Genomic DNA, 24,102 nt, shown 5'->3' on the forward strand with positions numbered 1-24,102 from the left:
TGCAAATGCGTCATACTATATTTATACAAGAAGGGTCTTACAATATCAAGGATAGTATTCTAGTTTTTTCTAAAATTAGACAAAAAACTAATGATTGCCGTAATAATATAGTAGGGTCTTACATATATATTGCGCCTAACTTGTTAACTTTATTGATAAAATTACAAAAAAATGTTCAAAAAGGTGAAAGTCCTGTTAGAAAATTTGTAGTAAAAAAAAATAAATTACAATTATTACAATATGTTATCAAAAATTTTAATAAACTTACCCTAACAGCAAGGCCGATTGCTGCTGTTGTTTTTCCCTTTCCATTGCCAGTATAGACCTGTACATAACCCTTCATATAAACTCCTCATGTGTTTGTTAATTATCCCTTTGTATTAACCCTATATTACAACAAATTGTTCCAATTTCTACGAACCTAATCCTTAAATTTGTTCTTTATTTTTATAAATTTATCTTCCAGAACCATAAACGTATCTACCAACATTGGATCAAACTGTTTACCCTTTTCTGAAATTATTAATTCTCTTGCTTGTTCATGAGAAATTGCATCTTTATAGCATCTTTTGGAAGTAACCGCATCGTATACATCTGCTAGTGCTACTATTCTCGCACATAAAGGGATATCTTCACCTTTTAATTGATGGGGATAGCCCTGTCCATCATATCTTTCATGATGAAACATTACAATATCATATACCAGTTTTAAATATTGCAATTTCTGTTTATCATATAATTCTTTTATTATTTTTCCGCCATTTGTTGTATGTGATTTAATAATTTCAAATTCTTCCTTTGTGAGACGCCCTGGTTTGTGTAAGATGTGGTCTGGAACTGTTACCTTCCCAATATCATGAAGCACACTAAGGTTCGCAATCTCCTCTACTTGGGTTCTAGTTATCAAATTCGGATAATCCTCAGCCAATTTTAATCCCAAAACTCGACAATAACCAGCGACCCTTTCAATATGAAATCCTGTTTCAGGACTGCGATATTCTGCCAGCTTTGACATAGCAATAATTAAATGTTCATGGGATGTTAGTTGTTGCAATCTAAGACCATCTTTTATACGTAAGACGAGTTCTTCTGGAATCACAGGCTTACAAACATAGTCATCAGTACCTAGGGATAGAGCTTTTATTATAGAAGCCCTATCCCTCTCCACTGTAATTACAATTATATAAGTATAATTTAGCTCATTTTTTCTTATTTCCTTAATAAGGTCAAAACCATCTAAATTAGGCATCCTCAAATCAGTAAGTACTAAGTGAATATCAGGATTCTTTTTTAATATATTAAGGGCATCTTTCCCATTTTCTGCTTCAATTACATTAATATCCATCTCTTGTAGTAGAATACGCAAAAGCGTTCTCTGAGCTAAATCGTCTTCCACAAGTAGTATCGGTTGTTCCATGTTTGTTTCCTTGTATGATGAATTCCAAAGATTGGATTTTTCCTTAAAAACCCCATTTATAAACTTATCTGTGTCCATAGTGTTATGATCTCATATAAATTATCTTTTAGTTCTTCGTGGTTACCTTGATTGATCTTTAATTCCATGTAAATTGTTTTATTTGAAAGTTCCTTAAGGCCGAGCGAACCAAAATTACTTTTCAGGGTATGCAGGTAAAATTTCATATCATCATAATTCTCAGTAGTGATTGCTTCTTTGGATTTTTCTAGTAAGTCATTTATTGACTTTTTTGTTACTTCAAGTATTTTGATTGCATTTTCTCGAGACAGACCATAAGCCAGATGTATATATGAAATTATAGATTCTTTGTCCATAAATTAATCCATAATAAAATTTATTGGTAAAAATAAAAACTTAGCTTGTTTTTTATAAAAAATCAAAAGAGCTCTATTGTTGAAATTTCTTCTTCATGTGCCTTTATTTTTTCAACAAATACAGATTCATATCCCAGTTTAAAATCTTCTAAATTTACTTTCTTTTCATCTAAAAAAGATTTGTTTTTTTTATAATCTTGTTCAAGAAAAAAAATCATCTCATTTAAGCTATTTATAATTTGTTTTTTGTATAGCTTTACTTTCTTAATGTAATCCTTCTCAGTAAGTAAAGTCTTAATATCCTCTAGTTGTTCCTCTACTCCATTTATTGCATTATTTAATTCTTTTAGATCATTCATTATGCATTTATTTTCATACTTTAATATTGTACTATAACTTTCTTCAATAGTTAGATATAAATCTTCAGAAAGCTCTTTCCATACTTTAATAGTATTTAAAATTTTTTTTGTTAAAAAAATTAAGTTATTATAAGTATTATTCATTGAGCCTACTAAATTCTGTAAGGAACTAATCCCTAGTCTATTTACTTCAATCTTAGTTGCAATAGTTAAATTAAAAAAGTATTTTTTAAACCTTAGTAATTCTTTAGAATATTCAGCCGTCTTTTGTATATTTTTTTGAAAAGATTTTATTTTTGTTTTTAACTCTAACACATTATTTAGCAACAGTTGTCTGTTTTTATTTATTTTACTATGGAAATGTTCAGTTATTCCAACTTTAGAAAACATATTTTGAATATCTGTGTTAACATTGTATAGATAATCCCGTAAAGATTCAAGTATCTCTTCTAAAGTTATTGAAATATCACTTACCATCTCTTTTAAAATAGGAATAGAGGATTCATAAAATTTTAGTTTTTGACCTCTTTGAAATAATCCATCTTTGTTCCAATCTATATTTAAGTATACCTCTTCTATTTTATTTAATTGTTGCATAAAAATATCATGAAATTGAGAATATTCAGCAATCCTAGATACATCTGAATTAAACTGTAGAGTTTCTACTTCTTCTATATTTATCTTCTTATCCTCTAATTCCATACTTTTTAAGGAGTCAAAGACTTCTATAATTGTATTTGTAGTTTCATATGCATCTTTAAAAAGACTCTTTATCTTATTAAGAATTAGACTTATCCTATCAGAATCTCTTTTTATTTCATAACTGATATACGAAATAATATTCTTTTTCTTCCCTAAGTTTTTAGTTTGACATATAGTATTTAATGACAAAATTTCTAAGTCACTTGTAATATTTATGAAAGTCTTCGTAGCCTCTTCAATATCTAATTTTAACTTTTCTATATCAATATTAACTAATTTTTTAGTTAGCATTTTTCTAATTTGATCTATATTTTGTGTAATATTGATTATAAATTGTTGTAAGTTTTTATCTACAACTTGAGATGCCAGATCTATTTTTTTTATTTGCTCATCAGCAATGTTGGTTATTTGATTTATTACAACAATTACGTCAGTGAAAACTTCATCCAGCATATTTATGGTCTTTTTTAGTTCCATGGATGATGTCCCCAATCAAAGCTTCTAATCTTTCTTTAGTAATTGGTTTATAAATAACATTATTAAAACCCAAATCTAATAAGTCCTTCCTGCTCTCAATATCTGCAGTAAATGCGATATAGGTGATTGATTTTCCTTTTAAATTGGTTTTAAAGAACTCCAATAGATCTTCTCCTCTAGATTCCTTATCTAAGTGTAAGTCAATAAAAACTATATCAGGTAATTGCTCAAAATTTTCTTTACAAATGAACTCTTTTATTTCTCTTACAGAAGAAAAAATTTTATATTCATCTCCCCTATTTTCCAACACTGCCCTTACCAGAGAAGAGTGGAGAGGATTATCATCTATCACCCAGATTCTCATATGTCTTTCCTCTTTTTTTGAAAATTTTTAGTTGATTTCAATTCAAATTTTAGTTTAATTCTTTCAAAGAGTCAATAGAGTAACAAGTATTAACTACTGAAAAAAAAATATTTAAAGCTTCCCTGGTGGCAAGAGAAAATGATTAAAGATAAAGGTATTGAACATAGCTCAATAATTTACAAATTTTCCATATTTGAAAAGTTAGTGAGAAGGTTATACCATGATGGAGCAAACTTATTTGGACCATTAAAAGAGATTGTCGCTATTAAAATAGAAGGTAATGTGGGAAATTATTTAAGCAAAAATCTGTCATATTATCTTAGTTTACTCAAAAATTTAAGGTTTTATTATTTATTTACACAAAATCCAAATTTCTTTCAGGAAGAATATGTCACATTGGAAGATATACTAAAGGAAAGTCTTTTAGACATCTCTGATCTCGTCCCTGGTCAACCAGATGTTTTTGTAAGAAATTCACATACTTATTTAAAATGTTTGAGAGAGCCTTTTTATATGATTTTATATAATCTTTTAACTAATGCATATCGATTTGGAGACAATGTAACAATCAAGATATTACAATCAAATAAAATAGAGATAGAAAATAGGCCTATCTCAATAGTAAGAGATGTTAAGTCTATATTTGAATTTTGCATATCAGAGGATAAATATGGTATTGTAGGCGTAGGTGTTGGGTTAAATATAGTCAAGGAGATTGCAGAGTTTCTTAAAATTAAAATAGAGTCGTATCTTGAGCAGGATTCAGTCAAGGTCTATATAGACTTTAACCCATTACTAGTTTAATATGAGTTATTATGAGGACATTATATTTAAATGTAGGTGAATGTGAAGTAATAAAAGATGCTGAAATACATATCAAAATAGTGCTTGGATCTTGCATCGGATTAGTGGTGTTTCATAAGAAATCTAGAGTAGTTGGAGGTATACATATTCTGTTGCCCAAATTTAAAAAAAATATAAAGACAGATAAAATTACTGCATTTGCTGATACAGGTATTGAACATCTTTTTAATCTCATGAAGGGCTATACAGGTGAAATAAAAGATTACAAGGCCGTTATGGCAGGAGGTGCTAATATTGGAGGAAGGTCAGATTATTTTGATATTGGGAAAGAAAATTATAATATGTGTCATAAGATATTAAAAAATTATGATATTGATTTGTTATTTGAAGATTGTTTAGGGAATGTGTCCAGGGTAATTAATTTTTATACAAAAGATTTTAGTTATGAAATAACTCCTGTTAATTATGTCTCCTACTCAAAATCAATGGAACATGAATATGACGTCACATCAATCTTAGAAGATATAAAAAAATCTACAAATTACTTTCCTGTTCCCAATAAAACTGTCTTTGAAATTATAAGATTAAAAAACAAAGAGGCTACTCCTGAAAAAATAGAGGAGATTATGCTGAAAGATGATTTTATTTGTGTTAATTTTTTAAGATTTGCAAACTCATCATATATTTCTCCTAAGTATAAAATAAAGGATATAAAACAGGCTATTTTATATGTAGGTCTAAAAAATACATTTAAATTTGTAAATAATCTACTCCTTCAAAACATGGTAAAAAAAGATATCCAATCCTATTGCATCAATTTATATGAGTATAAAATACATGTACTATCAGTGGCCCTTATCTCCGAATTACTTGCAGAGCAATTAGGAATAACTAATAATATTCCTTATATTGGCGGATTATTCCACGACATAGGAAAGGTAATCTTGGATTTTTATGCACTTAAAAATTATACATCCCCAAAAAGGATGGAAATAATTTCCTTTGTAGAAAATTCTATAAAGTCTACAGCTCATGGTCTAATTGGAAGATTTTATCTACAAACATTAAACCTTGATGCAAGAATCTTAGATATTGTAGAATATCATCACTACCCTAACTATGCCGCCCATAGAAGATTAGCTTCAATAATTGCACTAGCAAATTTGCTTATTAGTAATTTTATGATCGGAGTAGATAATATCAATAGATCCAAATGTTTTGCTACAATAGACGAAATTATCGAAAATCTCCAAATTGATAATTCTATTTTAGATCAAATTATATATAACATACCATATATAATTTCCATTGCAGAAGAGATGATTATATGAATGAAGAAATTGTCAAAAAGATTATTAATATTATTAATGATAAAACCGATATAGATTTTAATCGATATAAAATAAATACAATTCTCAGAAGATTAAGACAGAGAATGAGTGTTAAGGGATTTAAATGTATAGAAGATTACTATGAATATTTGATTGAAAACTTAGATCAAGAATTAGATATATTGATCAAATATTTTCTAATAAATACCAGTGAATTTTTTCGTGATCCTTTGTATTTTTACTTTTTTGAACGCCTGGTAAAAGATATGCTACATGACAAAATGGAATTTATAAAAATACTTTGTATTGGTTGTTCAAGTGGGGAGGAGCCATATTCTATTGCAATGATATTAAACGAAAGAAAAAATAAAAATCCTCAATTTGATTTTCACATAGATGCCTTTGATATAGACCCTGAGGCAATTATGGAAGCAAAAAGTGCAGTTTATATGGAATATTCTATGCAACACGTACCTTATAATTATTTAAAAAAATATTTTACTGTGGCAGATAATGAATTCAAATTAATTAAAGCTTACTTTAAAGGAAATATTACTTTCTACTTACAGGACATATTCAAAATGGATTCCCTGATTAAAGGTATCTTTAAGTATAACTTTATATTTGTCAGAAATATACTTTTATATTTTAAAAGTGATCAAACAATCCGTTTATTTAAGAATATTATCAATATATTAGAAAAAGATGGTTATTTAATACTAGGTACTTCTGAATATATACCCAATATATATACTCCGTTATTCAAACAAGTTTGTAAGGGCATAAAAATATTTAAACTTATAAAATAGGAAATAAAAACATGAAGATTATATCAAAAACAAAAGATAACTTATTTTTTTTGATATTATTTGTAGTGATAACCATAATAATATTTTTTATTGGTACTATATTATTTCTTTTTATTCGAGATCATATTGCTATTTATCACCGTTTATTTTTTATACTTGGATTAGTTTTATTGGTAATATTATTCTTTGGTATATTGAGAACAAAAAGAATTTTTCAAGAAGAAAAAGATGCCCTTAGATTAAAAAATCTATACATAGAAATTTTATCTAATTTTGTTGGGATTAGGACATACCATGATCTATTCTCAAGATTTATAAGGTTATTTATTGATAAAGGAATAATTTTTTCGGCTACCGCATTTTCATATTATGAAAAGGATAAAAAATTGGTTGTAAAATATAGTTATGCAAAATCTACTAAATTTCATGATAATAAACAAATATCTTTTGAAAAATTTATTGGCAGACAGGCAATCTTAACAAAAAAGGTATATTTTCTTGATATAACCAATTATCATAAGAAATATTCTTTTAGGTCATTTAATATCTCTTTGGATAATTTTTATGTATATTATTTTCCTATCTATTACAGCGATCATGTTATTGGAGTATTAGAGTGCTTAGCCATATACAAAATTCCCAATGATATTTTGGCCCTCATGGAAAAAGTGATGGTACAGATAGGTATAATAATGGATCACATAAAAGTCCAAAAGGAGATAAAAAAATTAAAAGATTCCCTTGAAGAAAAAAACAAAATATTACTGGCACAAAATAAAGAGCTTCAAGCTCAAAGTGAAGAACTAGAGGCCCAGACAGAAGAATTACATGCTCAAAAGTCTGAGTTGGAAGAGACCAACAAAAAATTGGCACAGTTAGAAAGATATAAGTCTGAATTTTTGGCTAATATGGCTCACGAACTAAGGACTCCACTTAATTCAATTATAGGGCTCTCTGAATTAATATTAAAAGAACCTATATCAGATGAATCCATTAAAGAAAAGATTAAATTAATCTATACCAGTGGGACACAGCTTTTAAATATAATTAATGATGTCCTTGATCTAAGCAAGATAGAATCTGGAAAAATGGAGGTCAATTGTGAAGAATTCTCTTTAAAAGAAGTTTTTGATTATGTAAAACATATTGTCAAACCTCAATGTGACCAGAAAGGTCTTGAACTTATAATTGAAAACAATTTGACAAATAATAATCTGGTTACAGACAGACATAAATTAGTTCAAATCTTATTAAATTTACTGTCCAATGCTGTAAAATACACAGAAAGAGGGAAAATAGAGGTAATTGCCAAAGAAATAGATCAAAATAATATCAGGATAGATATTAGAGATACTGGCATTGGCATAAAACAGGAACTATTAGATACAATATTTGAAGCTTTTCGGCGTATTGAATCAAAAAAAATTATACAGGGAACTGGTCTTGGCCTTCCCCTTACAAAAAAATTGTTAGATATATTAGGCGGTAATATATTTGTTAAGAGTAAGCCAAATAAAGGAACTACCTTTTCTATTGTCCTGCCAAGAAGATATGGAAGTCCTATGAATATAAGTGAAGATCAAGTAGATGTAGAGAAAACTAATAAAATAGAACGTATAAAAAGCAAGTTACCTGATTTCACTTCTAATGAATTAAATAAAAAACTCACTTTCTTAATAGTAGACGATGATTTTATGACTGTAAAAGAAATATCATCATTGATCAAAGAAATAGATCCTAAGTCTATAATACTTACGGCTTCAAATGGAATAGAAGCTATAAAAGCCTTATCTAATCAAAAAATTGACCTAATTTTTTTAGATTTAAATATGCCTAAGATGGATGGGTATGAATTCTTAGAACATTTAAAAGAGAATAATATAACTGCTAAAGTTGTAATAATTACTGCTATGGATATAAAACCTGATTTAATTGAAACTTATGGAGATTATATAAAGTCCATATTTATTAAAGGAAAGGATACTAAGTCATATTTAAAATCCATTATACAAAAAATTACTTTACAATATAAACCAGAAAAAATTGACTCAAATAAAATAGATACTGAATCTGATAAGCTTTATATTGCTGATTCCTTAACCGGAGGAAGAGACCAAGTAGAAACAGACAAAAATGAAAGAAAAAAAATTCTACTAGTAGAAGATAATATTGCCAATAGGTATCTTATAAAAGAAGTTCTAAAAAAATACAATATAATTATTGATGAAGCATCAAATGGAATTGAGGCATTAGATCTTCTTTCAAAACATTGTTATGACTTAATTCTATTAGATCTCCATATGCCCAAAATGGATGGATATGAAACCCTGACGCATATTAAAGAAAATGAGAAGCTAAAAAATATTCCTGTAATAGCTTTTACTGCAATGGTCTTTAAAAAAGAAATAGAAAAATTAAAGGAAATGGGCTTTTCTGATGTAATATTAAAACCCATTAACATCGAAAATTTCATTGCAAAAATAAAGAAGGTGATGCCAGACCTGGACCACCTTGAAAAAACAAATCAAACAATATAAAAAAGTTATATTTTAACAGGACTTTCACCTTTTTCAGGTGATTTTAGCATAAATTAACAATAATATAAACTAGTTAATTAAAAACACAAAATATAATATCTGCTCGTTTTACCCGGATGATGGCCCCTTGGCAACTAATACCTTACCCCCTAAGGCAACATTGAAATGGGCACTAAAGTATATGTCATATCAGGTTTTGATAAACCTGGATCAATAGCTACTTTTAAGACAATCAAATAGAAATTAAATCCTATATTTTTCCATATAACCTCTGGGAGTGACAATGTATTTCCCAATATTTCTGGTCTTTGAATTTCCTACAATAATTAGGGAAAACATATCAATTTCATCATAATCTATATTGGATATATTGGTTATAACTATTTCTTCTCCATTCCTTGTTGCATTTTTTACAATGCCAACAGGAGTTCTATCATCTCTATAGTCTCTTAATATGTTTATAGCCTCTTTTATCTGCCAGTCTCTTTTTTTTGACTTTGGATTATATATAACTGTTACAAAATCCCCTTCTCCACAAAGTCTTATCCTCTTTTTTATAATATCCCAGGGAGTCATTAAATCACTTAAGCTTACTGATGCAAAATCGTGCATTAAAGGGGCTCCAAGGACTGCTGCACATGCAACAAATGCTGGAATACCAGGAATTATTTCTACGTAAATCTCATCAAGCAGCCCTTTTTTTTCCAAAAGCTCTAAAATTAGACCAGATAGTCCATATATGCCAGCATCTCCACTGCACACAACTGTTGTAACCCTACCCTTCAATGCATACTCAATTGCTGCCTCACACCTTTTTATCTCACCCATCATTGGTGTGGAATATACCTCTTGTGTATCAATTAAATGATTAATTAGCTCTATATACGTTTTATATCCAACAATAACATCTGATTTTTCAATGGTCTTTTTGGCAATATAGCTTAGATGCTCGTCCCCACCAGGACCTATTCCAACAACATAGAGTTTAGGTAGATCCATTTTATACTCCTCATAAATTTAAATTCTTTAAAGCCACAGCCACTGTGGCATTTTTGGACTTTTTCTTTTCAACTATTATTTTTCCCTTTGATGCAATAATAGCAGAAGCCTCACTTACGCTATAAACGCCCATGTGTTTTTTTACATTTTTAGATGGATTTGGGACATCTATTAAGTCTAAATTTGAGTGATCTATAAATATCAATTTTCTCTTTAAAATCTTTGCAAGCTCAATTATTCCATTTTCATTTCTTTTTTTAGAAGTAGTAACTATTGCATAAATTGATTGAATTGCTAGATTTTGTTTACCAAAAACATCATAAATGAGATCTAAAATCTCTGATACATCTGTATTTTTATTACATCCTATACCAACATATAATACCTTTGGATATAAAATAATTTTATTTCTATGAACTCTATGGTCTTTATAGTCACATATAATTCCAATATCTTCCCTTTTAAATTTATCTACTTTATCTATAATGGTTAATGGATAACTATCTGGGAAATAGGATCTTATATTTAAAAGATTTAAGGGATCATATACAACCAATGGATCATGATTTAATATTGCTGAATTTATTTCTTTTATCTTTGATATATCATCAATTGACATATCTAACTCTCTTGCAATATTGTCAATTGCAGGCAGATGAAAAGAATCTGTAGCCGTTGTGATAACTGGAGTTGCATCTATTATCTGGGCAATTCTTGTTGCCAGGGAATTTGCCCCTCCAAGGTGACCAGATAAAAGGCTTATTACAAATTTGCCAACAGGATCTATTACCACTATTGCAGGGTCAGTGTCTTTAGAATCAATGAGGGGGCATATTATTCTCACTACTATGCCAGTTGCGCATATAAAAACATGTGCCCTATATTTTGCAAAGTTTTCTACTACAACAGATTTTAGACTTGAAAAAGCATGACTCCTATTTTCACCACCATCTATATTATCTTTAAAAAAAACATCCACATATCTTATTTCTTTTAAGATCTTATTTGCAACTGGAAGTCCATATCTATTTAACACATATATGGCTATTTTATTTTCTGTATCCATGGGAAAACTCAGGGTCATATAGTTTTGAAAAAAACACCTGTTTACTATCTGGCAATATCAAAAAAACCGCCTGTCTATTAATATTATTTGATTTAACAGCATCTTTTAAGTTTTTTAGATCTGTCTTAATTAATTTTTCATCCTTCCATCCAACCTTATATCCCACAACAACATTTGTGTCTTCTGGATAACCAGCTCTTATACATTTATCAACCAGATCATCCACCTTAGATGCTGAAAGATATATTGCCATTGGACAATTGTGAGATGCCAGGCTGTCAAAACTTTCCTTTTCTGGCACTTTAGTTCTTCCCTCCATCCTGGTAATTATAAGGGATTGGGCTACCTCTGGAACTGTAAAAGATACCTTTGCCCTTGCTGCAGTTGCAAAGGCAGCACTAATACCTGGTATTATTTCATAGTCAATGTTGTCTTTGTTTAAGAGATAGACCTGTTCATGGATGGTGCCATAGATTGAGGGATCACCTGTATGTACCCTGGCCACAATAAGTCCTTTTTTGACTGAATCTTTTATAATTGAATGTATCTCATTTATGTTAAGGGGTGCAGAATCTATTATCTGTGCCCCTTTTTTTGCAAATCTCCTCACCAGACCTTCTGGCACAAGGGAACCTGCATAAACTATCACATCTGCCTTCTCAAGTATTTTGCCTGCCTTTATGGTAATTAAATCTGGATCCCCTGGGCCTGCCCCAATAAAATATACTTTAGCATCCATTTATTTCTCCTTAGCCCAGGTTTATCAAAATGATAAACCTGTATTAGGTTTAAATATGGTTATTACCATAACTGGATTAACGGGTACAAAGCGAAAGGTGGTAGACAGACTCTCAGACCTACTTACATTTACATAAATAACATCAAACTTGATTTTATTTTCCTCACAAAATTTTACACACCTATCTAAGGTCTCATAGAGTACTGTATTTATAACCATCCTGCCACCAGGTTTTAGTCTCCCATAACACAATCCTAAGAGCTCAGGTGAATTTAAAAGACCTCCACCAATAAATATCCTATCTGGAGAAGGAAGAGACAACACCACGTTTTGTGCAAGGTCCTCTATGACCTCAATTGCATGGAGGCCAAAGCGCTTTCTATTTTCTTTGATCATGTTTGCCCTATTTGGATCCTTTTCTATTGCATATACCCTACCCTTTTTTGCCAGAACCAGAGATTCAATTGATACAGAACCAGATCCTGCCCCTATATCCCAGACAATGGAATCATCATAAAGTTTCATCTGAGAAAGAGAAATCACCCTTACCTCTTTTTTGGTTATTTGATTTTTGTCTTTAAAAAACAGACCATCATCCATTCCAGGATATGGATCTATCTCCTTTTCTTTACTTCTTTCTAAGATCAAAAAATTTAAGGGACTAAAATCCATTTTAGCTGCTTCTTCTACAGATAAATGTCTAACCTTCTCCCCTGGAGCAGTGAGATCTTCAAATACATGGAAAGTAAATTCATATATCTGACGCTGTAAAAAAATCTGCGCCAATTTTGAAGGAGTAAAAAATCTATCAGTATATACACCTACAAATCTATGCCATGAAATTGCAGATAGGAGTTCAAATAGATTGTCCCTTCCATGCAGAGATACAACAAAGATATCTTTTGTAGAAACTCCCAATTTTGCTCCAGCCCTCTGCACTACTGATACATTTGGATATACACAAACAAAATCCCTTCCAAATTCTCTAATGAGTCTTTGTCCAATTCCAAAAAAAAGGGGATCTCCATCTGCCAGAACCACTACTTCCCTATCCCTATATTTTTCCATTAAAGATATTACTTTTTCAATTGGAGGCACTATAGGTATTTTTTCACATTGAACACATGCAAAGGGCTCTAGCTGACGTTTTCCTCCAATTAACACATCTGCACCTTTAATTATTTTTTCATATGATGGAGGCAGATCCCAAAAATTTTGACCAAGTCCAACAACTTTTATCATATATCTCCATATTATTTTTTTGCTTTTCCCCACAGGGGATCTTCACCAAATCTATAAAACCACCACTCCTCGTCCTTTAAAAATCTCTCTACATCCTCTTTTTTAAAAGAAATTTCGTAGTTATAGCAATAATCCATAAGTAAATTATATGCATCTATAATATCTTTTGTAATCTCTCTTAACCTATCTTTATCCCCATCTCCAGTATCTGGATGAAATTTTTTTAATAGCTTTAAGTAATTTTCTCTAATCTCTTTTATAGAGGACTTTTCTTCAATATTAAGTAACTTCCTTGCATCTTTAATCCTTGAAAAAGTATCCATAACTCTATCCTGCATAGGAAAATATAAAATCTTCTGAGTAGTCAAATACATAATATGCAATATTAAGACTATTATCAGAGAATCTTTTTCCAACTAAAATGGCCCTTTTACAAAGAGATTCTATAAAGGCTATCTTTTTTTGTTTATCTCTATCTATTATCTCCATCACATGTCTTCCTGTATTTGCTCCCTTTATCTCATAGCACACATCTTTAGAAAAACCAACATCTTCTGCCCATTTTGATAGTAGATTAAAATCTATCTTGGTGTGTTTTGCATGGGTATATTTATATCCCTGTGCCATTTTAATTAATTTTCCAGGAAACACACCAAAACTAACCGTTGAGAATCCTTTATCTTTAGCGCACTTTAGAGCAAAATAAAAAAAGTCTGCAATCTGGATAAATGCTTCCTTTGGAAGATGGGAAAGCTTCCCCATAAGTAACCTCTCGCTCCTACCACCCGTTGTAAGCCCTATATGAGCCACACCAATTTTTTTTGCAACATCCATTGCCAAGGTTATTGTCTCTTTATATGCCTCAGCAGAATATGGAATCACTGTACCCCTGGTGCCCAATATGGACACACCCCCAAGGATACCCAACCTTGGATTTAAGGTTTTTTTGGCGATTTTTTCACCATCTTCAACTTCCACAATAACACATACCCTGGCCCTAACACCGAGGTTGGATAGGGTATACAAAACACCCCTTACTATCTGTTCCCTGGGCGTTGGATTTATGGCTGCATAGCCCATTTTTACTGGAAGGCCAGGTTTTGTGACAACTCCAACTCCCCTTCCCCCAAAAATTTCAACAACACTTTCTCTGTCCCAGGGTTCCACAACCACCCTTGCACCAACAAGGGCTCCATGGGTTACATCTGGATCATCTCCAGCATCCTTTTTTACCCATACTCTGGCAAAACATCCCTTTTTATAAACCTGAAAAATAGGTATCCTGAGTTTCTTCCCAATTGGAGTTGGCACATGGACTATCTCCGGTTCCCTGTCTAAAATAGCCATAACACCAGCCATTGCAGCAGCAGTGGCACATGAGCCTGTAGTATAACCTATTCTTAATTTTGTTTTTTGCGCCATTTTAAAAACTAATGTTTTTTACAAATCCAAAAATAGGAGCAGATAATTTAAACATATTGTTCAATTAAATCATCATCCTGTGAAGAAACGATTTCCATATAGGAAATCTCGCCCAATCCTGCATTTGCCTTTGCATGTTCAATGGTCATACTTACTAGATTGCCTTTATTGTCTAAATCAATATAAATATTTTCACTAATTTCTTTAGTCTCATATACTTCATTATCTGTAAACTCTATTAGAGCTGTATCAGTATCTGAGAAATATTTTACCTTCATTTTAATCCTCCTTAAACGTTCTATCAAAAAATGCATTATGAACAGTTTCTCCATCTTCTAATAAAATTACTCTAAGATACTTATTTATCTCTTTTATCTTGGCCCATTTTCTAATCCTTCCATCAGATTGAATTTCAATCTTTTTAGGATATTTTATTACATATTCTATCCATTCTTGCTTAATTTGAGCTCTATCAGGTCTCTTTTTTGTATATTCAAAATATCTAGTAGTCTTCATGTAATGCTCCTAACTAAAACCATCAAAATTCTTTTGTGTTTATCAAAAATTAAAATATAACTTATCTACACTACATTTAATTAACACAGATCCAAAAGTGCATTTATTGTGGCAGAAATAAGGGGTGATCCACCTTTCCTACCTTTAAGTGCAATATATGGGACACTGGATTTTGATATAAGCTCATCCTTTGCCTCAGCAGCCCCTACAAACCCCACAACCATCCCCAAAATAAGGGCAGGTTTTGCCTGGCCTTTTTCCATTAAATCAATGAGATGAAACAATGCAGTTGGCGCATTTCCAATGCCAAAAATTATATCCTTATCCATTGACAAGGCCTTTTCTACTGCAATCATAGACCTTGTGCAATTTCTTTTTCTGGCCTCCTCTGCCACATCACCATCTGATACAAAACAATGGACTTCCAGATTAAATTTGGATAGCCTGGCCTTGCTTATTCCTGATTTTGCCATATTTGTGTCTGTTACAATCACACATCCATTTTTAATTGCCTTTTTTCCTGCAGATATACTATCTTTATGAAAAACTACGTTGTCCAGGATATCAAAATCCGCAGTTGTGTGAATAAGACGTCTAACTATTATCCACTCCTCATCTGAAAAGGGAATATCCCCTTTCAATTTTTTGGTCTCCTGCTCGATTATCTCAAAAGATCTTTTTTCTATCTCCATTGGATCCATAATCTTTATCATATTGACTCCTGTAGCTATCTCTTTTACCCAACGTCTATCATTTTGATAAACTCAGGTTAAGATTATACTCAAAAAACAAAAAAGTATATAGTCCCCACAACTATAAGGGAAATAGCCCTTGTAAGCTGTCCTATAACAAGGACCTGGGTCCCCAGACCAGGTGAAAATATCCCCAAAAAACGTGGCAATTGATGTCTCAATGCCCTCATGGGAATGGCAATTATATTGCCAAGCAAAATGGCAATAACCCCCTGTTTAAATGTAAGTACATGTTGTGAAAGCAGGGCCCCTGCAGTAACAAATCCCGATGTATAATCTGCAATAAAAGATAAAACAACCATGGAAAGGCTCTCAACAGGCATAATCTTACCAATTAATGTAGATGCTATTATATCTCTCAAACCATCAAATACTCCCAGTTGTTTTAGCAAAAATACCCCTAAAAAGATTGGAAAAACAAATTTTACTATATGGAGTATCCTTTTTGGAACCTTTTTTAAGATCCTTCTGGGTATATCCTGTTTATGTTTAAAAGTCTTTTGGATAATTTCTTTATTATCCAACTGAATAGATGACTCTTCCTCCTCAAGAAAAAAATGTCCAAATAAAGATAGCAAAAATATCCTGAGGATAATTGCTGTAAAGACCAGGACAAGGTACACAATCCCAGCTTTTCCAGTCAAAGGTATGATAATAAAGATTGTTGATGGAAGATGCAAAAAAAAGGCAGGTAACTGATTCATAATATTTGTCAAAATCACCTCTTTTTTATCTATCTTTCCATTTTTATAAAAATTATAGAGCATGGTATTTGCACCCACCCCAGAGAAAAATGCCACAGTAAATGTAGCAGCACACCTCTCATCCAAATGGGCAAACTTAAAAAGGGGCTTGGCAATAACTGCAAGATACCTGGTCCATCCAGTGGCCTCAATTATCTCTCCTATTACCAGCCCTATTGATATAAAAAATAGCATCCTAACCAGAGGAAATAATACTTTTTTAAGAAAAACTGGTCCTGTTACATGGCCAAATCTAAATATAAAATAGATAAGCACTATACTCAAAGCAAAAGATAGGATAATGGAACTGGAGCCTTTTTTCATACTATTTTAAACAGCCTTTTTTTGATATTATTAATGTCCAGTATACGGGCTTTTTGCCCTTTAACTCTTGAATATTTTCTATAATTTTTTGATCTTTAAAGCCACACCTTATAACAGCATGACTGGAATTTATCCTGCCTGTCTCTTTTAGGGAGGAAAGTATGTCATCTATGTTCTTGTAGGCCTTTAAAAAAACAATATTCTCACACAAATCTGAAACCTTTCTTAAATGATCACCCCCCTTTACCCCTGATACAACAGTAAGTAGTTCTTCTCCTTCAGCAAGTACAGTCTTTGTCACAGCTGCTGCAGCCTGATAGGAAGTGATGCCAGGAACTATACATATTTCCACAGACGGAGCTATTTCTTGAATATATCTTAGTAAATACCCAAAAGTAGAATATATCAGTGGATCTCCAAGGGTCAAAAATGCAATATCTTTTCCTGATTCTATATCTTTGACAATTCTTTGTGCATGGGATTCCCAGTATGTTTTTGCTTCTTCCTTATTCAATACCATAGGAAATGGCAAAAAAACACACTGGGTTTTATCAGGGATATATTTAGATGCAATTTCAAAGGCAAGGGAGTGTTTATTCTTGGTTGAACACGCAGAATACACTACATCTACTCTCTCTAAAATCTTTACTGCCTTGACTGTAATAAGCTCTGGATCTCCTGGACCTACCCCTATTCCATACAATTTACCCTGTTTGCCCATAGTAATCTCCTAAAATTAATAATATCTATTTCTTATAATATTTTTTTAATACCATCTCTACCTTTTGTTTCACTTTGCTATTATAGTAATGTGGATATAAAATATGCCCAATTTCATAAATACCCATTAAGAGCCTGAGTGTTGGCCTTGATGTTAATTCCTCATCAACTGTATATACTTCTTTATTTTTCACTGCCTTGATTATTTCAAATCCAGGTTCTTTTATAATATCTTCAACCCTGATTCTATTCATACGTCCATATTGGGATATAAAAACATCTATTTTAGATGCTTTTGATAGTAATTTTTCTTTTCCATAATCAGCAATATTTGAATGTCTTACCTGATATGCATCCTTTGCTATATTTATTCCCCCTGCACATGTTAAGACAAAAATTGGGATAGAATCTCTGGAAAATGTCTTAAACTTTCTGTGTATTGATTCAAAATAGACCTTTTTTTTATTTTTAATTTTATTATTAATTGATTTAAAAAATAAAATACTATTTTTAAAATCAGAAATCATATCTCCTGAAAGTTTTTCATGACCAGTAATCTTCCCCAATATCTTCCAATACGTATATAAGGAAGATATATTATTTGGCTGAAGAGAGATAACAGTTATATTTTCTTTTTCAAATTTTTTTATTAAACCAGGATAGGCAAAATCTATCATTGGTCTGATTAATATCAAATCAGGTTTTACAGCCAGAAATCGCTCTACTCCAAAATGATATGAGAATCTAATTTTATTTAAAATATATTTTGGATAGGTATCACTTATGGATATTCCAACTAATTCTTTAGCACTATTTAGTGCACAAATATTTTCAGTATGGGCAGGATACAAAGATATTATCCTTGTGTAAGGCCTGATTACTTTTACATGTCTTCCTTTATCATCAATTATAATATCATTATCCAGCTTAAATGCGTATATTGTGCTTACCCCTACAACTAGATAAACAATGCAAACTAATGAAAAAGCGAGTAACCTATTTTTCATTTTCAAAACCTCCATTTAAAAATAACACCTGATAACAATTTAATCTTTCCTCAAACCTTAGTTTAACATCTACCTCAAACACCTCTTTCAAAATATCTTCACTAATTACTTTGCTGGAAGGACCAGACTCAATAACTTTTCCCTGTTTTAAAAATATAAGTTCATCACAAAAAGAGGTAGCCTCATTAATGTTGTGGAATACACATATTACACAACTTCTTTTATAGATTACATTTTTCTTAAATATAGAGAGTATTTTCAAACTGTGTTTTATGTCCAGGTTAGAAGTTGGTTCGTCTAAAAGAAAGATTGGAGTATCCTGGGCAAGGGCCCTTGCTATCATAACACGTTGTTTCTCACCTCCACTTAGCTCTGTTATGAGTTTTTTTCTAAGGTCAAATACATCCACCTTCCTTTCCACCTCCCTTACAATTTCAATATCCTCTATAGATGGAAGGGAAAATCTCTTCACATAGGGATATCTCCCCATGGTTATTATCTCATCTACAGTAAAGGGAAAGTTGACACTAAAACTCTGGGGTACATATGAAATCCTTTTTGCTATTTCTGATTTTTTTAAAGATCTTATCTCCTTACCATATAAAAGGACCCTGCCCCTGTCTGGGAATTTATAGCCCATTAATATATCAAGCAATGTGGATTTACCGCTTCCATTTGGCCCAAGAATACCATAAAATTTCCCCTGGCAAAATTTAAGGGATATATCTTTTAAAACTGGTTCATTATTGTATGAAAAAGAGATGTCTTTTGCCTCTAAGATTTGTCTATCCACCTTCAAAAACCCACCTGTTTTTTCCTAAAGATATAGCAAAAAAATGGACCACCAATCAGGGCTGTTAACACGCCTATTGGGACTTCAGTGGGGAGATACGCCCTTGTCAAGGTATCTGCCAGAGTCAACATTATTGCGCCGGCAATAAGGGATGCAGGCAGAAGTTTCAGGTGATTTGGACCTACTACTGACCTCACCATATGGGGAACAAGCAGTCCCACAAATCCTATTATCCCAGAAAAAGAAACACAAACCCCTGTTAAAAGAGAAGAAAAGACAAGTAGTAAGATCCTCACCTTTTTTGGGTCCACACCCATTGAAGATGCAGTTTTTCCGCCCAGGCTGAGCAGGTTTAGATCCCTAAAGTAAAATATAAATACTGCAAAAGAGACAATTAAACAGAGCAATATAAGCAGTCCACTTGTCCAGGTTGAAGAGGCAAAACTGCCAAGTAGCCAAAATACAATCACTGAGACCCTCTCCTGTGCCAGGTATTTACAAAAACTGATCCCTGCTGAAAGTATTGCTGATACTATAACCCCTGAGAGGATAAGATTGTTGGAAGATATCCCACTGCTGGAGGTGGATGAAAGGTATATAACCACCAGGAGTGTAACAAGACCAAATACAAAGGCGAAAAAAGGTACAGTATAGATTCCCAAAAAACTCATACCAAATAACAGGGCCAAAGATGCACCAAATGCAGCCCCTGCAGAGATTCCAAGGGTGTATGGGTCAGCAAGGGGATTTAATAGTATCCCCTGAAAAACAACCCCACAGATGGACAGGGCCCCACCAACTAAGGCAGCACATATTATGCGAGGAAGCCTTACATCCCATATAATGGAATAGTGGATAGTGGAAATATTTTTACAGGTTATGCCTGTAAGTTTGGAAGAGATTATCTTTACAACTTCCAAGAAAGGAATCTTTACAAATCCTTGGGATAGAGAAAAAAACAGGGTTAGTAGAAGAAAAAAAGCTGCTAAAACAAGTTGGAAGTAAAATTTTTTCATAAAAAAATCCCAGTTTGTCTTATATCCTTTGACAAACCAGGATGTCCCATTTTCATCCAGGTCTTTTTAAGGATGCTCACCTTCCCAGGGCGAGATCCAGCTCCATTCAGGCAGGTCTTCTGACTCTAGGGATCAATCTACTCACTGCGCCTTCCCCCCTCCCCGCCACCTTTTTAAGCAAGGACGTAGGTGAAGCAAAAAGTTTTTGACCTTCACACACTGCTACTAGCAAATAGCAAGTCCTTCACTTGAAAAGGTGGCGGGGGAAAGTGGCCCACTGCAGCTTTCGTCCCCCTATCACAGCGATGGGTTCGTTCCCGATTTTCACGGGATTCCCTTTTAAGCCCAAATGGGCACCTGAATGTTCATCAGATGAATTTTCTATTAATAGAGATAATAAAATTCTTCAAGCAAAACTTAAACCCAAGCTTATTAAAATGATAAACCTAGTCTAAACCAAATAAATTCCTTGCAAAGGATAAGCATGGTTAGTATAAAAATCAACTTGATTTTTAGATAAGGAGAAACAAGATGAAGACCTATTTAGATTGCATTCCCTGCTTTGTTCGTCATGCCCTTGATGTTGGGAAAATGATAGGTATAGATGATGGTCTTATGGAGCATTTAATGCGTGAAGTCCTTTTAACATTAAGCCAGATAGATATGTCAAAACCACCTCCATATACAGCTAAACACATTCATGCCTTAATTAGAAAAATAACCAACAATCCTGACCCATACAAAGAAATAAAAGATAGACACAACAAACTGGCACTTGAAAATTATCCCAAACTAAAGTCCATGGTATATAATTCCCAGGACCCATTAAATACAGCCATGAGACTTGCAATGGCTGGAAATGTAATAGATCTTGGGGTGAAAAATGAGATAACCCCAGGTGAAATAAAACAATCCATACTTAATGCCTTATCTGAAGCAGTTATTGGAGATTTTGAACTATTTAAAAATCAAATAGTGAGAGCAAAAAAAATATTATATCTAGCTGACAATGCTGGAGAAATAGTATTTGACAAGGTGTTTATCGAAGAAATAGGACCTGATAAAATCACTTTGGCTGTAAGGGGTAAACCTATTATAAACGATGCAACTGTCTCTGATGCTAATTTCTGTAATTTAGATAAACTTGTCAGGATAATAGATAATGGCTCAGATGCCCCAGGCACCATTTTAGAAGACTGCAAAAAGGAATTTTTAGAAGAATTCTGGAATGCAGATTTAATTATTTCAAAAGGTCAGGGGAATTTTGAGAGTTTAAGTAGTGTGGAACACAACATCTTTTTCTTATTTAAGGCAAAATGTGATGTTATAGCAACACATGCAAAAGTTAAACTGAACTCATTTGTCTTGACACAGCCAATAAAAAATAAATAAAAAAATTTACCTGCTGAAAATATTATTGTAAATCTAAAAAAAGGAGTAGATGCATGCCCACCTATGAATATGAATGCAAAGAGTGCGGTTATAGATTTGAGATGGAGCAGTCAATCACAGATGAACCAATAGATAAGTGCCCTAAATGTGGATCCACTGTTAAACGTCTAATTAGCGGGGGTATGGGTTTTATTTTAGAGGGATCAAGAACCCATACTCCCAGAAGGGATCGAGGCAATGGATGTAGGTTCGAGGCCACTGGTAGGACCTGTTGTGGCAGAAGCGAACCATGCGGAAAAAATCACTGTGAACACTAAAATATCTTACCAGAGTTTATTATTTTGATAAACTCGGGTTAATGCAGAAGTCTAAATAACAATAAAAATAGATATAATTAAAACTCCTTTGTCCAGCCCACATTTGCAAATTCAAATTTATCCTTAAACCTCATATAACAGTGGGCTGCTGCAACAGGACCTGTACAGTGGGAAACTGCAACAAGCTCAACTGAAAAGCGCTCAAGCTCATTTAAGATATTATTTAATGCCTCACCTGGGGGGAAAAAGCCAAGGTGGGTGCCACCTATTACTGCATAGAACTTTTTATGACCTGTCTTTTCTGAAAGGTATCTCAAGATATTCACAACTCCACTGTGGGCACACCCAAGGAGGACAACAGGTCCTTTGTCTGTTTCAATCAACAGGCTTATGTCATCATTAAATGGATCTTCAATATAATTTCCATCCTCTGTTTTTACCAAAAGGCGTCTATCTTTTATTGCAAATTCCTCCTCCTTTGGGATCTCACCTGAGAAATAAATACCTTTTGAGATCTCTGTGAATTCTTTTAAATAGACAAAATTTGCCTTGAGGGAATCTTCCAGGAGTTCCTTTTTAAATCTAATTCCAATATAGATGTAATTTGGTCCCAATGGTGTCTCCAATTTTGCATATTTGGCACCAAAACAATCAGGATGCATATACACATTTGCTCCCCTTGGTGGGTACAGTGCATCTGCAAGTCCACCTGTGTGGTCATAGTGTCCATGGGAAATTACGATCTTATTTATTTCCTTAAAATCCACTCCCAGTATAGATGCATTGTGCTTTAGGGTAAACCCTTGTCCAGTATCAAACAAAATCTTTTTCCCGTCCTTTTCAATTAGGGCAGAAAATCCATGCTCACCTGTTAGTCCAAACATGGAACCGGCAGTATTTTCGCAGAGTATTGTAATTTTTGTCCCCATAGCTTAAACCTCCTGTTTAAAATAAAAAAAGGGCGTGTATACACGCCCTTTTTATCAAAGTTTCATTGTTTTTAAAACCCTATTTTTCATCTAATTTTAGTATTGGTTCCAGAATCTTAGAAAGTGCTTTGGCTGCTGGAGAATCTTGGTGATACTTTATAAAAACATCTCCACTATCTCCAGCTTCCACCAATTTGGGGTCCAGGGGGATTTTTCCAAGAAATGGCACACCACTTTCTTTTGCCAGGGCCTCACCACCTCCTGATTTAAATATATCTACCTCTCTGCCACAGTGAGGGCACACAAAACCACTCATATTCTCAATAACACCTATTACAGGATTTCCAGTATGACGACAGAAATTTATTGAACGTCTAACATCGTCAACTGCCACATCCTGGGGAGTGGTTACTATAACTGCATGGGCATCTTTTCCAAGAAGCTGCATAACAGATAAGGGCTCATCTCCTGTACCAGGAGGACAGTCCACAACAAGATAATCCAGCATGCCCCAGACAACATCTTCTATAAACTGCTTTATCACACCCATCTTAAGTGGGCCTCTCCAGATTACAGAATCCTCTTTGGAAGGCAGTAAAAATCCCAGTGAAATTACAGAAAGATTCTTTGACCATGGGATTGGATACATTCCACTTGCACCAACCTCCGGCCTTGCCCCATCTAGTTTAAGTAAACGGGGAATAGATGGACCATGAACATCAACATCCATGAGTCCAACCTTCTTGCCCTGCATAGACAAACCAACAGCTATATTTGTGGCTATACTGCTCTTCCCAACCCCGCCTTTACCTGAAAGTATTACAATCTTATGCTTTATTCTACTAAGTGCCTTTTTCAACTTTTCATCCTGATATTCCTCGCAAGAACCCTTTTTTGAACAACTCTCACACTCTTTTTTCTCCATATCACATTTTTTCTCACTCATAAACT

General features: G+C 32.8%; 27 protein-coding genes and 1 riboswitch. Of the genes, 6 read left to right on the plus strand and 21 right to left on the minus strand.

The features are described from left to right. Positions 1 to 175: 175 nt before the first annotated feature. The 5 genes from ACYQ0O_RS05515 to ACYQ0O_RS05535 form a co-directional block, all read right to left on the minus strand. Positions 176 to 343 carry a cob(I)yrinic acid a,c-diamide adenosyltransferase gene (locus tag ACYQ0O_RS05515; RefSeq protein WP_459891399.1) on the minus strand — a complete coding sequence of 56 codons (168 nt, stop codon included), beginning with the start codon at positions 341 to 343 and terminating at the stop codon, positions 176 to 178. 78 nt (positions 344 to 421) lie between these two features. Then, positions 422 to 1,495, minus strand: a complete 1,074-nt coding sequence (locus ACYQ0O_RS05520) for an HD-GYP domain-containing protein (RefSeq protein ID WP_459891401.1) — start codon at positions 1,493 to 1,495, stop codon at positions 422 to 424. Continuing rightward, positions 1,474 to 1,791, minus strand: coding sequence for an Hpt domain-containing protein (locus tag ACYQ0O_RS05525; protein ID WP_459891403.1), 318 nt, complete (start codon positions 1,789 to 1,791; stop codon positions 1,474 to 1,476). The genes ACYQ0O_RS05520 and ACYQ0O_RS05525 overlap by 22 nt, the downstream gene beginning before the upstream one ends. Before the next feature lie 62 nt (positions 1,792 to 1,853). Beyond that, positions 1,854 to 3,344 carry a hypothetical protein gene (locus ACYQ0O_RS05530; RefSeq protein WP_459891405.1) on the minus strand — a complete coding sequence of 497 codons (1,491 nt, stop codon included), beginning with the start codon at positions 3,342 to 3,344 and terminating at the stop codon, positions 1,854 to 1,856. Continuing rightward, entirely contained in the window at positions 3,295 to 3,693 is a 399-nt protein-coding gene (locus ACYQ0O_RS05535; RefSeq protein ID WP_459891407.1) for a response regulator, read from the minus strand. The genes ACYQ0O_RS05530 and ACYQ0O_RS05535 overlap by 50 nt, the downstream gene beginning before the upstream one ends. Before the next feature lie 138 nt (positions 3,694 to 3,831). Here ACYQ0O_RS05535 and ACYQ0O_RS05540 point away from each other — a divergent pair, with 138 nt between their 5' ends. Genes ACYQ0O_RS05540 through ACYQ0O_RS05555 form a run of 4 tightly spaced genes read left to right on the plus strand, consistent with a single transcriptional unit; the run spans position 3,832 to position 9,174 of the window. After that, positions 3,832 to 4,497: an ATP-binding protein gene (locus tag ACYQ0O_RS05540; RefSeq protein WP_075068802.1), complete on the plus strand. Its 666-nt coding sequence runs from the start codon at positions 3,832 to 3,834 to the stop codon at positions 4,495 to 4,497. 11 nt (positions 4,498 to 4,508) lie between these two features. Beyond that, the gene (locus ACYQ0O_RS05545) at positions 4,509 to 5,828 is read left to right on the plus strand and encodes an HDOD domain-containing protein (RefSeq protein ID WP_459891409.1); all 1,320 of its coding nucleotides are present in this window, start codon (positions 4,509 to 4,511) and stop codon (positions 5,826 to 5,828) included. Then, positions 5,825 to 6,637: a CheR family methyltransferase gene (locus ACYQ0O_RS05550; RefSeq protein WP_459891411.1), complete on the plus strand. Its 813-nt coding sequence runs from the start codon at positions 5,825 to 5,827 to the stop codon at positions 6,635 to 6,637. Before ACYQ0O_RS05545 ends, ACYQ0O_RS05550 begins: the two co-directional genes overlap by 4 nt. Before the next feature lie 11 nt (positions 6,638 to 6,648). After that, a complete protein-coding gene (locus ACYQ0O_RS05555; RefSeq protein WP_459891413.1) occupies positions 6,649 to 9,174 on the plus strand; it encodes a response regulator in 2,526 nt (841 codons plus the stop codon). Between the two features lie 243 nt (positions 9,175 to 9,417). Here the strand turns inward: ACYQ0O_RS05555 and cobJ are convergent, their stop codons facing one another. The 14 genes from cobJ to ACYQ0O_RS05625 all read right to left on the minus strand — a co-directional run bounded on the left by cobJ (position 9,418) and on the right by ACYQ0O_RS05625 (position 20,513). After that, the gene (gene cobJ, locus ACYQ0O_RS05560) at positions 9,418 to 10,173 is read right to left on the minus strand and encodes a precorrin-3B C(17)-methyltransferase (protein WP_459891415.1); all 756 of its coding nucleotides are present in this window, start codon (positions 10,171 to 10,173) and stop codon (positions 9,418 to 9,420) included. Between the two features lie 10 nt (positions 10,174 to 10,183). Beyond that, entirely contained in the window at positions 10,184 to 11,239 is a 1,056-nt protein-coding gene (locus tag ACYQ0O_RS05565; RefSeq protein ID WP_459891417.1) for a cobalt-precorrin 5A hydrolase, read from the minus strand. Further along, the gene (gene cobM / locus ACYQ0O_RS05570) at positions 11,223 to 11,978 is read right to left on the minus strand and encodes a precorrin-4 C(11)-methyltransferase (protein ID WP_459891419.1); all 756 of its coding nucleotides are present in this window, start codon (positions 11,976 to 11,978) and stop codon (positions 11,223 to 11,225) included. Before cobM ends, ACYQ0O_RS05565 begins: the two co-directional genes overlap by 17 nt. Before the next feature lie 24 nt (positions 11,979 to 12,002). Then, on the minus strand, positions 12,003 to 13,220 hold the full coding sequence (cbiE, locus tag ACYQ0O_RS05575) for a precorrin-6y C5,15-methyltransferase (decarboxylating) subunit CbiE (protein ID WP_459891421.1): 1,218 nt from the start codon (positions 13,218 to 13,220) through the stop codon (positions 12,003 to 12,005). Positions 13,221 to 13,231: 11 nt separating this feature from the next. After that, positions 13,232 to 13,543, minus strand: a complete 312-nt coding sequence (locus tag ACYQ0O_RS05580) for a J domain-containing protein (RefSeq protein ID WP_459891423.1) — start codon at positions 13,541 to 13,543, stop codon at positions 13,232 to 13,234. A 4-nt stretch (positions 13,544 to 13,547) separates the two neighbouring features. Continuing rightward, complete coding sequence (locus tag ACYQ0O_RS05585) at positions 13,548 to 14,642, minus strand: cobalt-precorrin-5B (C(1))-methyltransferase (RefSeq protein ID WP_459891425.1); 1,095 nt, start codon at positions 14,640 to 14,642, stop codon at positions 13,548 to 13,550. A gap of 47 nt (positions 14,643 to 14,689) precedes the next feature. After that, complete coding sequence (locus ACYQ0O_RS05590) at positions 14,690 to 14,920, minus strand: DUF2283 domain-containing protein (RefSeq protein ID WP_075068791.1); 231 nt, start codon at positions 14,918 to 14,920, stop codon at positions 14,690 to 14,692. Between the two features lies 1 nt (position 14,921). Beyond that, positions 14,922 to 15,158 carry a hypothetical protein gene (locus ACYQ0O_RS05595; RefSeq protein ID WP_459891429.1) on the minus strand — a complete coding sequence of 79 codons (237 nt, stop codon included), beginning with the start codon at positions 15,156 to 15,158 and terminating at the stop codon, positions 14,922 to 14,924. 80 nt (positions 15,159 to 15,238) lie between these two features. After that, a complete protein-coding gene (locus tag ACYQ0O_RS05600) occupies positions 15,239 to 15,871 on the minus strand; it encodes a precorrin-8X methylmutase (protein WP_459891431.1) in 633 nt (210 codons plus the stop codon). A 68-nt stretch (positions 15,872 to 15,939) separates the two neighbouring features. Further along, entirely contained in the window at positions 15,940 to 16,977 is a 1,038-nt protein-coding gene (locus ACYQ0O_RS05605) for a hypothetical protein (protein ID WP_459891433.1), read from the minus strand. A gap of 1 nt (position 16,978) precedes the next feature. Continuing rightward, positions 16,979 to 17,698: a precorrin-2 C(20)-methyltransferase gene (gene cobI / locus ACYQ0O_RS05610; RefSeq protein ID WP_459891436.1), complete on the minus strand. Its 720-nt coding sequence runs from the start codon at positions 17,696 to 17,698 to the stop codon at positions 16,979 to 16,981. Positions 17,699 to 17,723: 25 nt separating this feature from the next. Beyond that, positions 17,724 to 18,704 (minus strand): ABC transporter substrate-binding protein, encoded by a 981-nt coding sequence (locus ACYQ0O_RS05615; protein ID WP_459891438.1) that lies wholly within the window; start codon positions 18,702 to 18,704, stop codon positions 17,724 to 17,726. After that, positions 18,694 to 19,497 carry an ABC transporter ATP-binding protein gene (locus ACYQ0O_RS05620; protein WP_459891440.1) on the minus strand — a complete coding sequence of 268 codons (804 nt, stop codon included), beginning with the start codon at positions 19,495 to 19,497 and terminating at the stop codon, positions 18,694 to 18,696. Before ACYQ0O_RS05620 ends, ACYQ0O_RS05615 begins: the two co-directional genes overlap by 11 nt. Before the next feature lie 2 nt (positions 19,498 to 19,499). Further along, positions 19,500 to 20,513: a FecCD family ABC transporter permease gene (locus ACYQ0O_RS05625; protein ID WP_459891442.1), complete on the minus strand. Its 1,014-nt coding sequence runs from the start codon at positions 20,511 to 20,513 to the stop codon at positions 19,500 to 19,502. A 92-nt stretch (positions 20,514 to 20,605) separates the two neighbouring features. Continuing rightward, positions 20,606 to 20,889: riboswitch (cobalamin riboswitch) on the minus strand. 155 nt (positions 20,890 to 21,044) lie between these two features. Between ACYQ0O_RS05625 and ACYQ0O_RS05630 the strand changes: the two genes are divergently transcribed. Continuing rightward, positions 21,045 to 21,905, plus strand: a complete 861-nt coding sequence (locus ACYQ0O_RS05630) for a damage-control phosphatase ARMT1 family protein (RefSeq protein WP_459891444.1) — start codon at positions 21,045 to 21,047, stop codon at positions 21,903 to 21,905. A 53-nt stretch (positions 21,906 to 21,958) separates the two neighbouring features. Continuing rightward, positions 21,959 to 22,222, plus strand: coding sequence for an FmdB family zinc ribbon protein (locus ACYQ0O_RS05635; protein ID WP_459891446.1), 264 nt, complete (start codon positions 21,959 to 21,961; stop codon positions 22,220 to 22,222). A gap of 77 nt (positions 22,223 to 22,299) precedes the next feature. Here ACYQ0O_RS05635 and ACYQ0O_RS05640 read toward each other — a convergent pair whose 3' ends face one another. Next, positions 22,300 to 23,151, minus strand: a complete 852-nt coding sequence (locus tag ACYQ0O_RS05640; protein ID WP_459891448.1) for an MBL fold metallo-hydrolase — start codon at positions 23,149 to 23,151, stop codon at positions 22,300 to 22,302. A 79-nt stretch (positions 23,152 to 23,230) separates the two neighbouring features. Further along, positions 23,231 to 24,097: a P-loop NTPase gene (locus tag ACYQ0O_RS05645; protein ID WP_459891450.1), complete on the minus strand. Its 867-nt coding sequence runs from the start codon at positions 24,095 to 24,097 to the stop codon at positions 23,231 to 23,233. Positions 24,098 to 24,102 lie beyond the last annotated feature (5 nt).

This window comes from Desulfothermus okinawensis JCM 13304, assembly GCF_054654515.1.

Bases quoted from the DNA above. Each gene is read 5' to 3' on its own strand.
- ACYQ0O_RS05565 (WP_459891417.1), bottom strand. From the start codon at position 11,239: ATGGATACAGAAAATAAAATAGCCATATATGTGTTAAATAGATATGGA.
- ACYQ0O_RS05600 (WP_459891431.1), bottom strand. From the start codon at position 15,871: ATGATAAAGATTATGGATCCAATGGAGATAGAAAAAAGATCTTTTGAG.
- ACYQ0O_RS05645 (WP_459891450.1), bottom strand. From the start codon at position 24,097: ATGAGTGAGAAAAAATGTGATATGGAGAAAAAAGAGTGTGAGAGTTGT.
- ACYQ0O_RS05535 (WP_459891407.1), bottom strand. From the start codon at position 3,693: ATGAGAATCTGGGTGATAGATGATAATCCTCTCCACTCTTCTCTGGTA.
- cobI (WP_459891436.1), bottom strand. From the start codon at position 17,698: ATGGGCAAACAGGGTAAATTGTATGGAATAGGGGTAGGTCCAGGAGAT.
- ACYQ0O_RS05580 (WP_459891423.1), bottom strand. From the start codon at position 13,543: ATGGATACTTTTTCAAGGATTAAAGATGCAAGGAAGTTACTTAATATT.
- ACYQ0O_RS05595 (WP_459891429.1), bottom strand. From the start codon at position 15,158: ATGAAGACTACTAGATATTTTGAATATACAAAAAAGAGACCTGATAGA.
- ACYQ0O_RS05630 (WP_459891444.1), top strand. From the start codon at position 21,045: ATGAAGACCTATTTAGATTGCATTCCCTGCTTTGTTCGTCATGCCCTT.
- ACYQ0O_RS05550 (WP_459891411.1), top strand. From the start codon at position 5,825: ATGAATGAAGAAATTGTCAAAAAGATTATTAATATTATTAATGATAAA.
- ACYQ0O_RS05590 (WP_075068791.1), bottom strand. From the start codon at position 14,920: ATGAAGGTAAAATATTTCTCAGATACTGATACAGCTCTAATAGAGTTT.
- ACYQ0O_RS05635 (WP_459891446.1), top strand. From the start codon at position 21,959: ATGCCCACCTATGAATATGAATGCAAAGAGTGCGGTTATAGATTTGAG.
- ACYQ0O_RS05540 (WP_075068802.1), top strand. From the start codon at position 3,832: ATGATTAAAGATAAAGGTATTGAACATAGCTCAATAATTTACAAATTT.
- cobJ (WP_459891415.1), bottom strand. From the start codon at position 10,173: ATGGATCTACCTAAACTCTATGTTGTTGGAATAGGTCCTGGTGGGGAC.
- ACYQ0O_RS05625 (WP_459891442.1), bottom strand. From the start codon at position 20,513: ATGAAAAAATTTTACTTCCAACTTGTTTTAGCAGCTTTTTTTCTTCTA.
- cobM (WP_459891419.1), bottom strand. From the start codon at position 11,978: ATGGATGCTAAAGTATATTTTATTGGGGCAGGCCCAGGGGATCCAGAT.
- ACYQ0O_RS05545 (WP_459891409.1), top strand. From the start codon at position 4,509: ATGAGGACATTATATTTAAATGTAGGTGAATGTGAAGTAATAAAAGAT.
- cbiE (WP_459891421.1), bottom strand. From the start codon at position 13,220: ATGATAAAAGTTGTTGGACTTGGTCAAAATTTTTGGGATCTGCCTCCA.
- ACYQ0O_RS05555 (WP_459891413.1), top strand. From the start codon at position 6,649: ATGAAGATTATATCAAAAACAAAAGATAACTTATTTTTTTTGATATTA.
- ACYQ0O_RS05640 (WP_459891448.1), bottom strand. From the start codon at position 23,151: ATGGGGACAAAAATTACAATACTCTGCGAAAATACTGCCGGTTCCATG.
- ACYQ0O_RS05585 (WP_459891425.1), bottom strand. From the start codon at position 14,642: ATGGCGCAAAAAACAAAATTAAGAATAGGTTATACTACAGGCTCATGT.
- ACYQ0O_RS05515 (WP_459891399.1), bottom strand. From the start codon at position 343: ATGAAGGGTTATGTACAGGTCTATACTGGCAATGGAAAGGGAAAAACA.
- ACYQ0O_RS05520 (WP_459891401.1), bottom strand. From the start codon at position 1,495: ATGGACACAGATAAGTTTATAAATGGGGTTTTTAAGGAAAAATCCAAT.
- ACYQ0O_RS05525 (WP_459891403.1), bottom strand. From the start codon at position 1,791: ATGGACAAAGAATCTATAATTTCATATATACATCTGGCTTATGGTCTG.
- ACYQ0O_RS05605 (WP_459891433.1), bottom strand. From the start codon at position 16,977: ATGAAAAAAGGCTCCAGTTCCATTATCCTATCTTTTGCTTTGAGTATA.
- ACYQ0O_RS05615 (WP_459891438.1), bottom strand. From the start codon at position 18,704: ATGAAAAATAGGTTACTCGCTTTTTCATTAGTTTGCATTGTTTATCTA.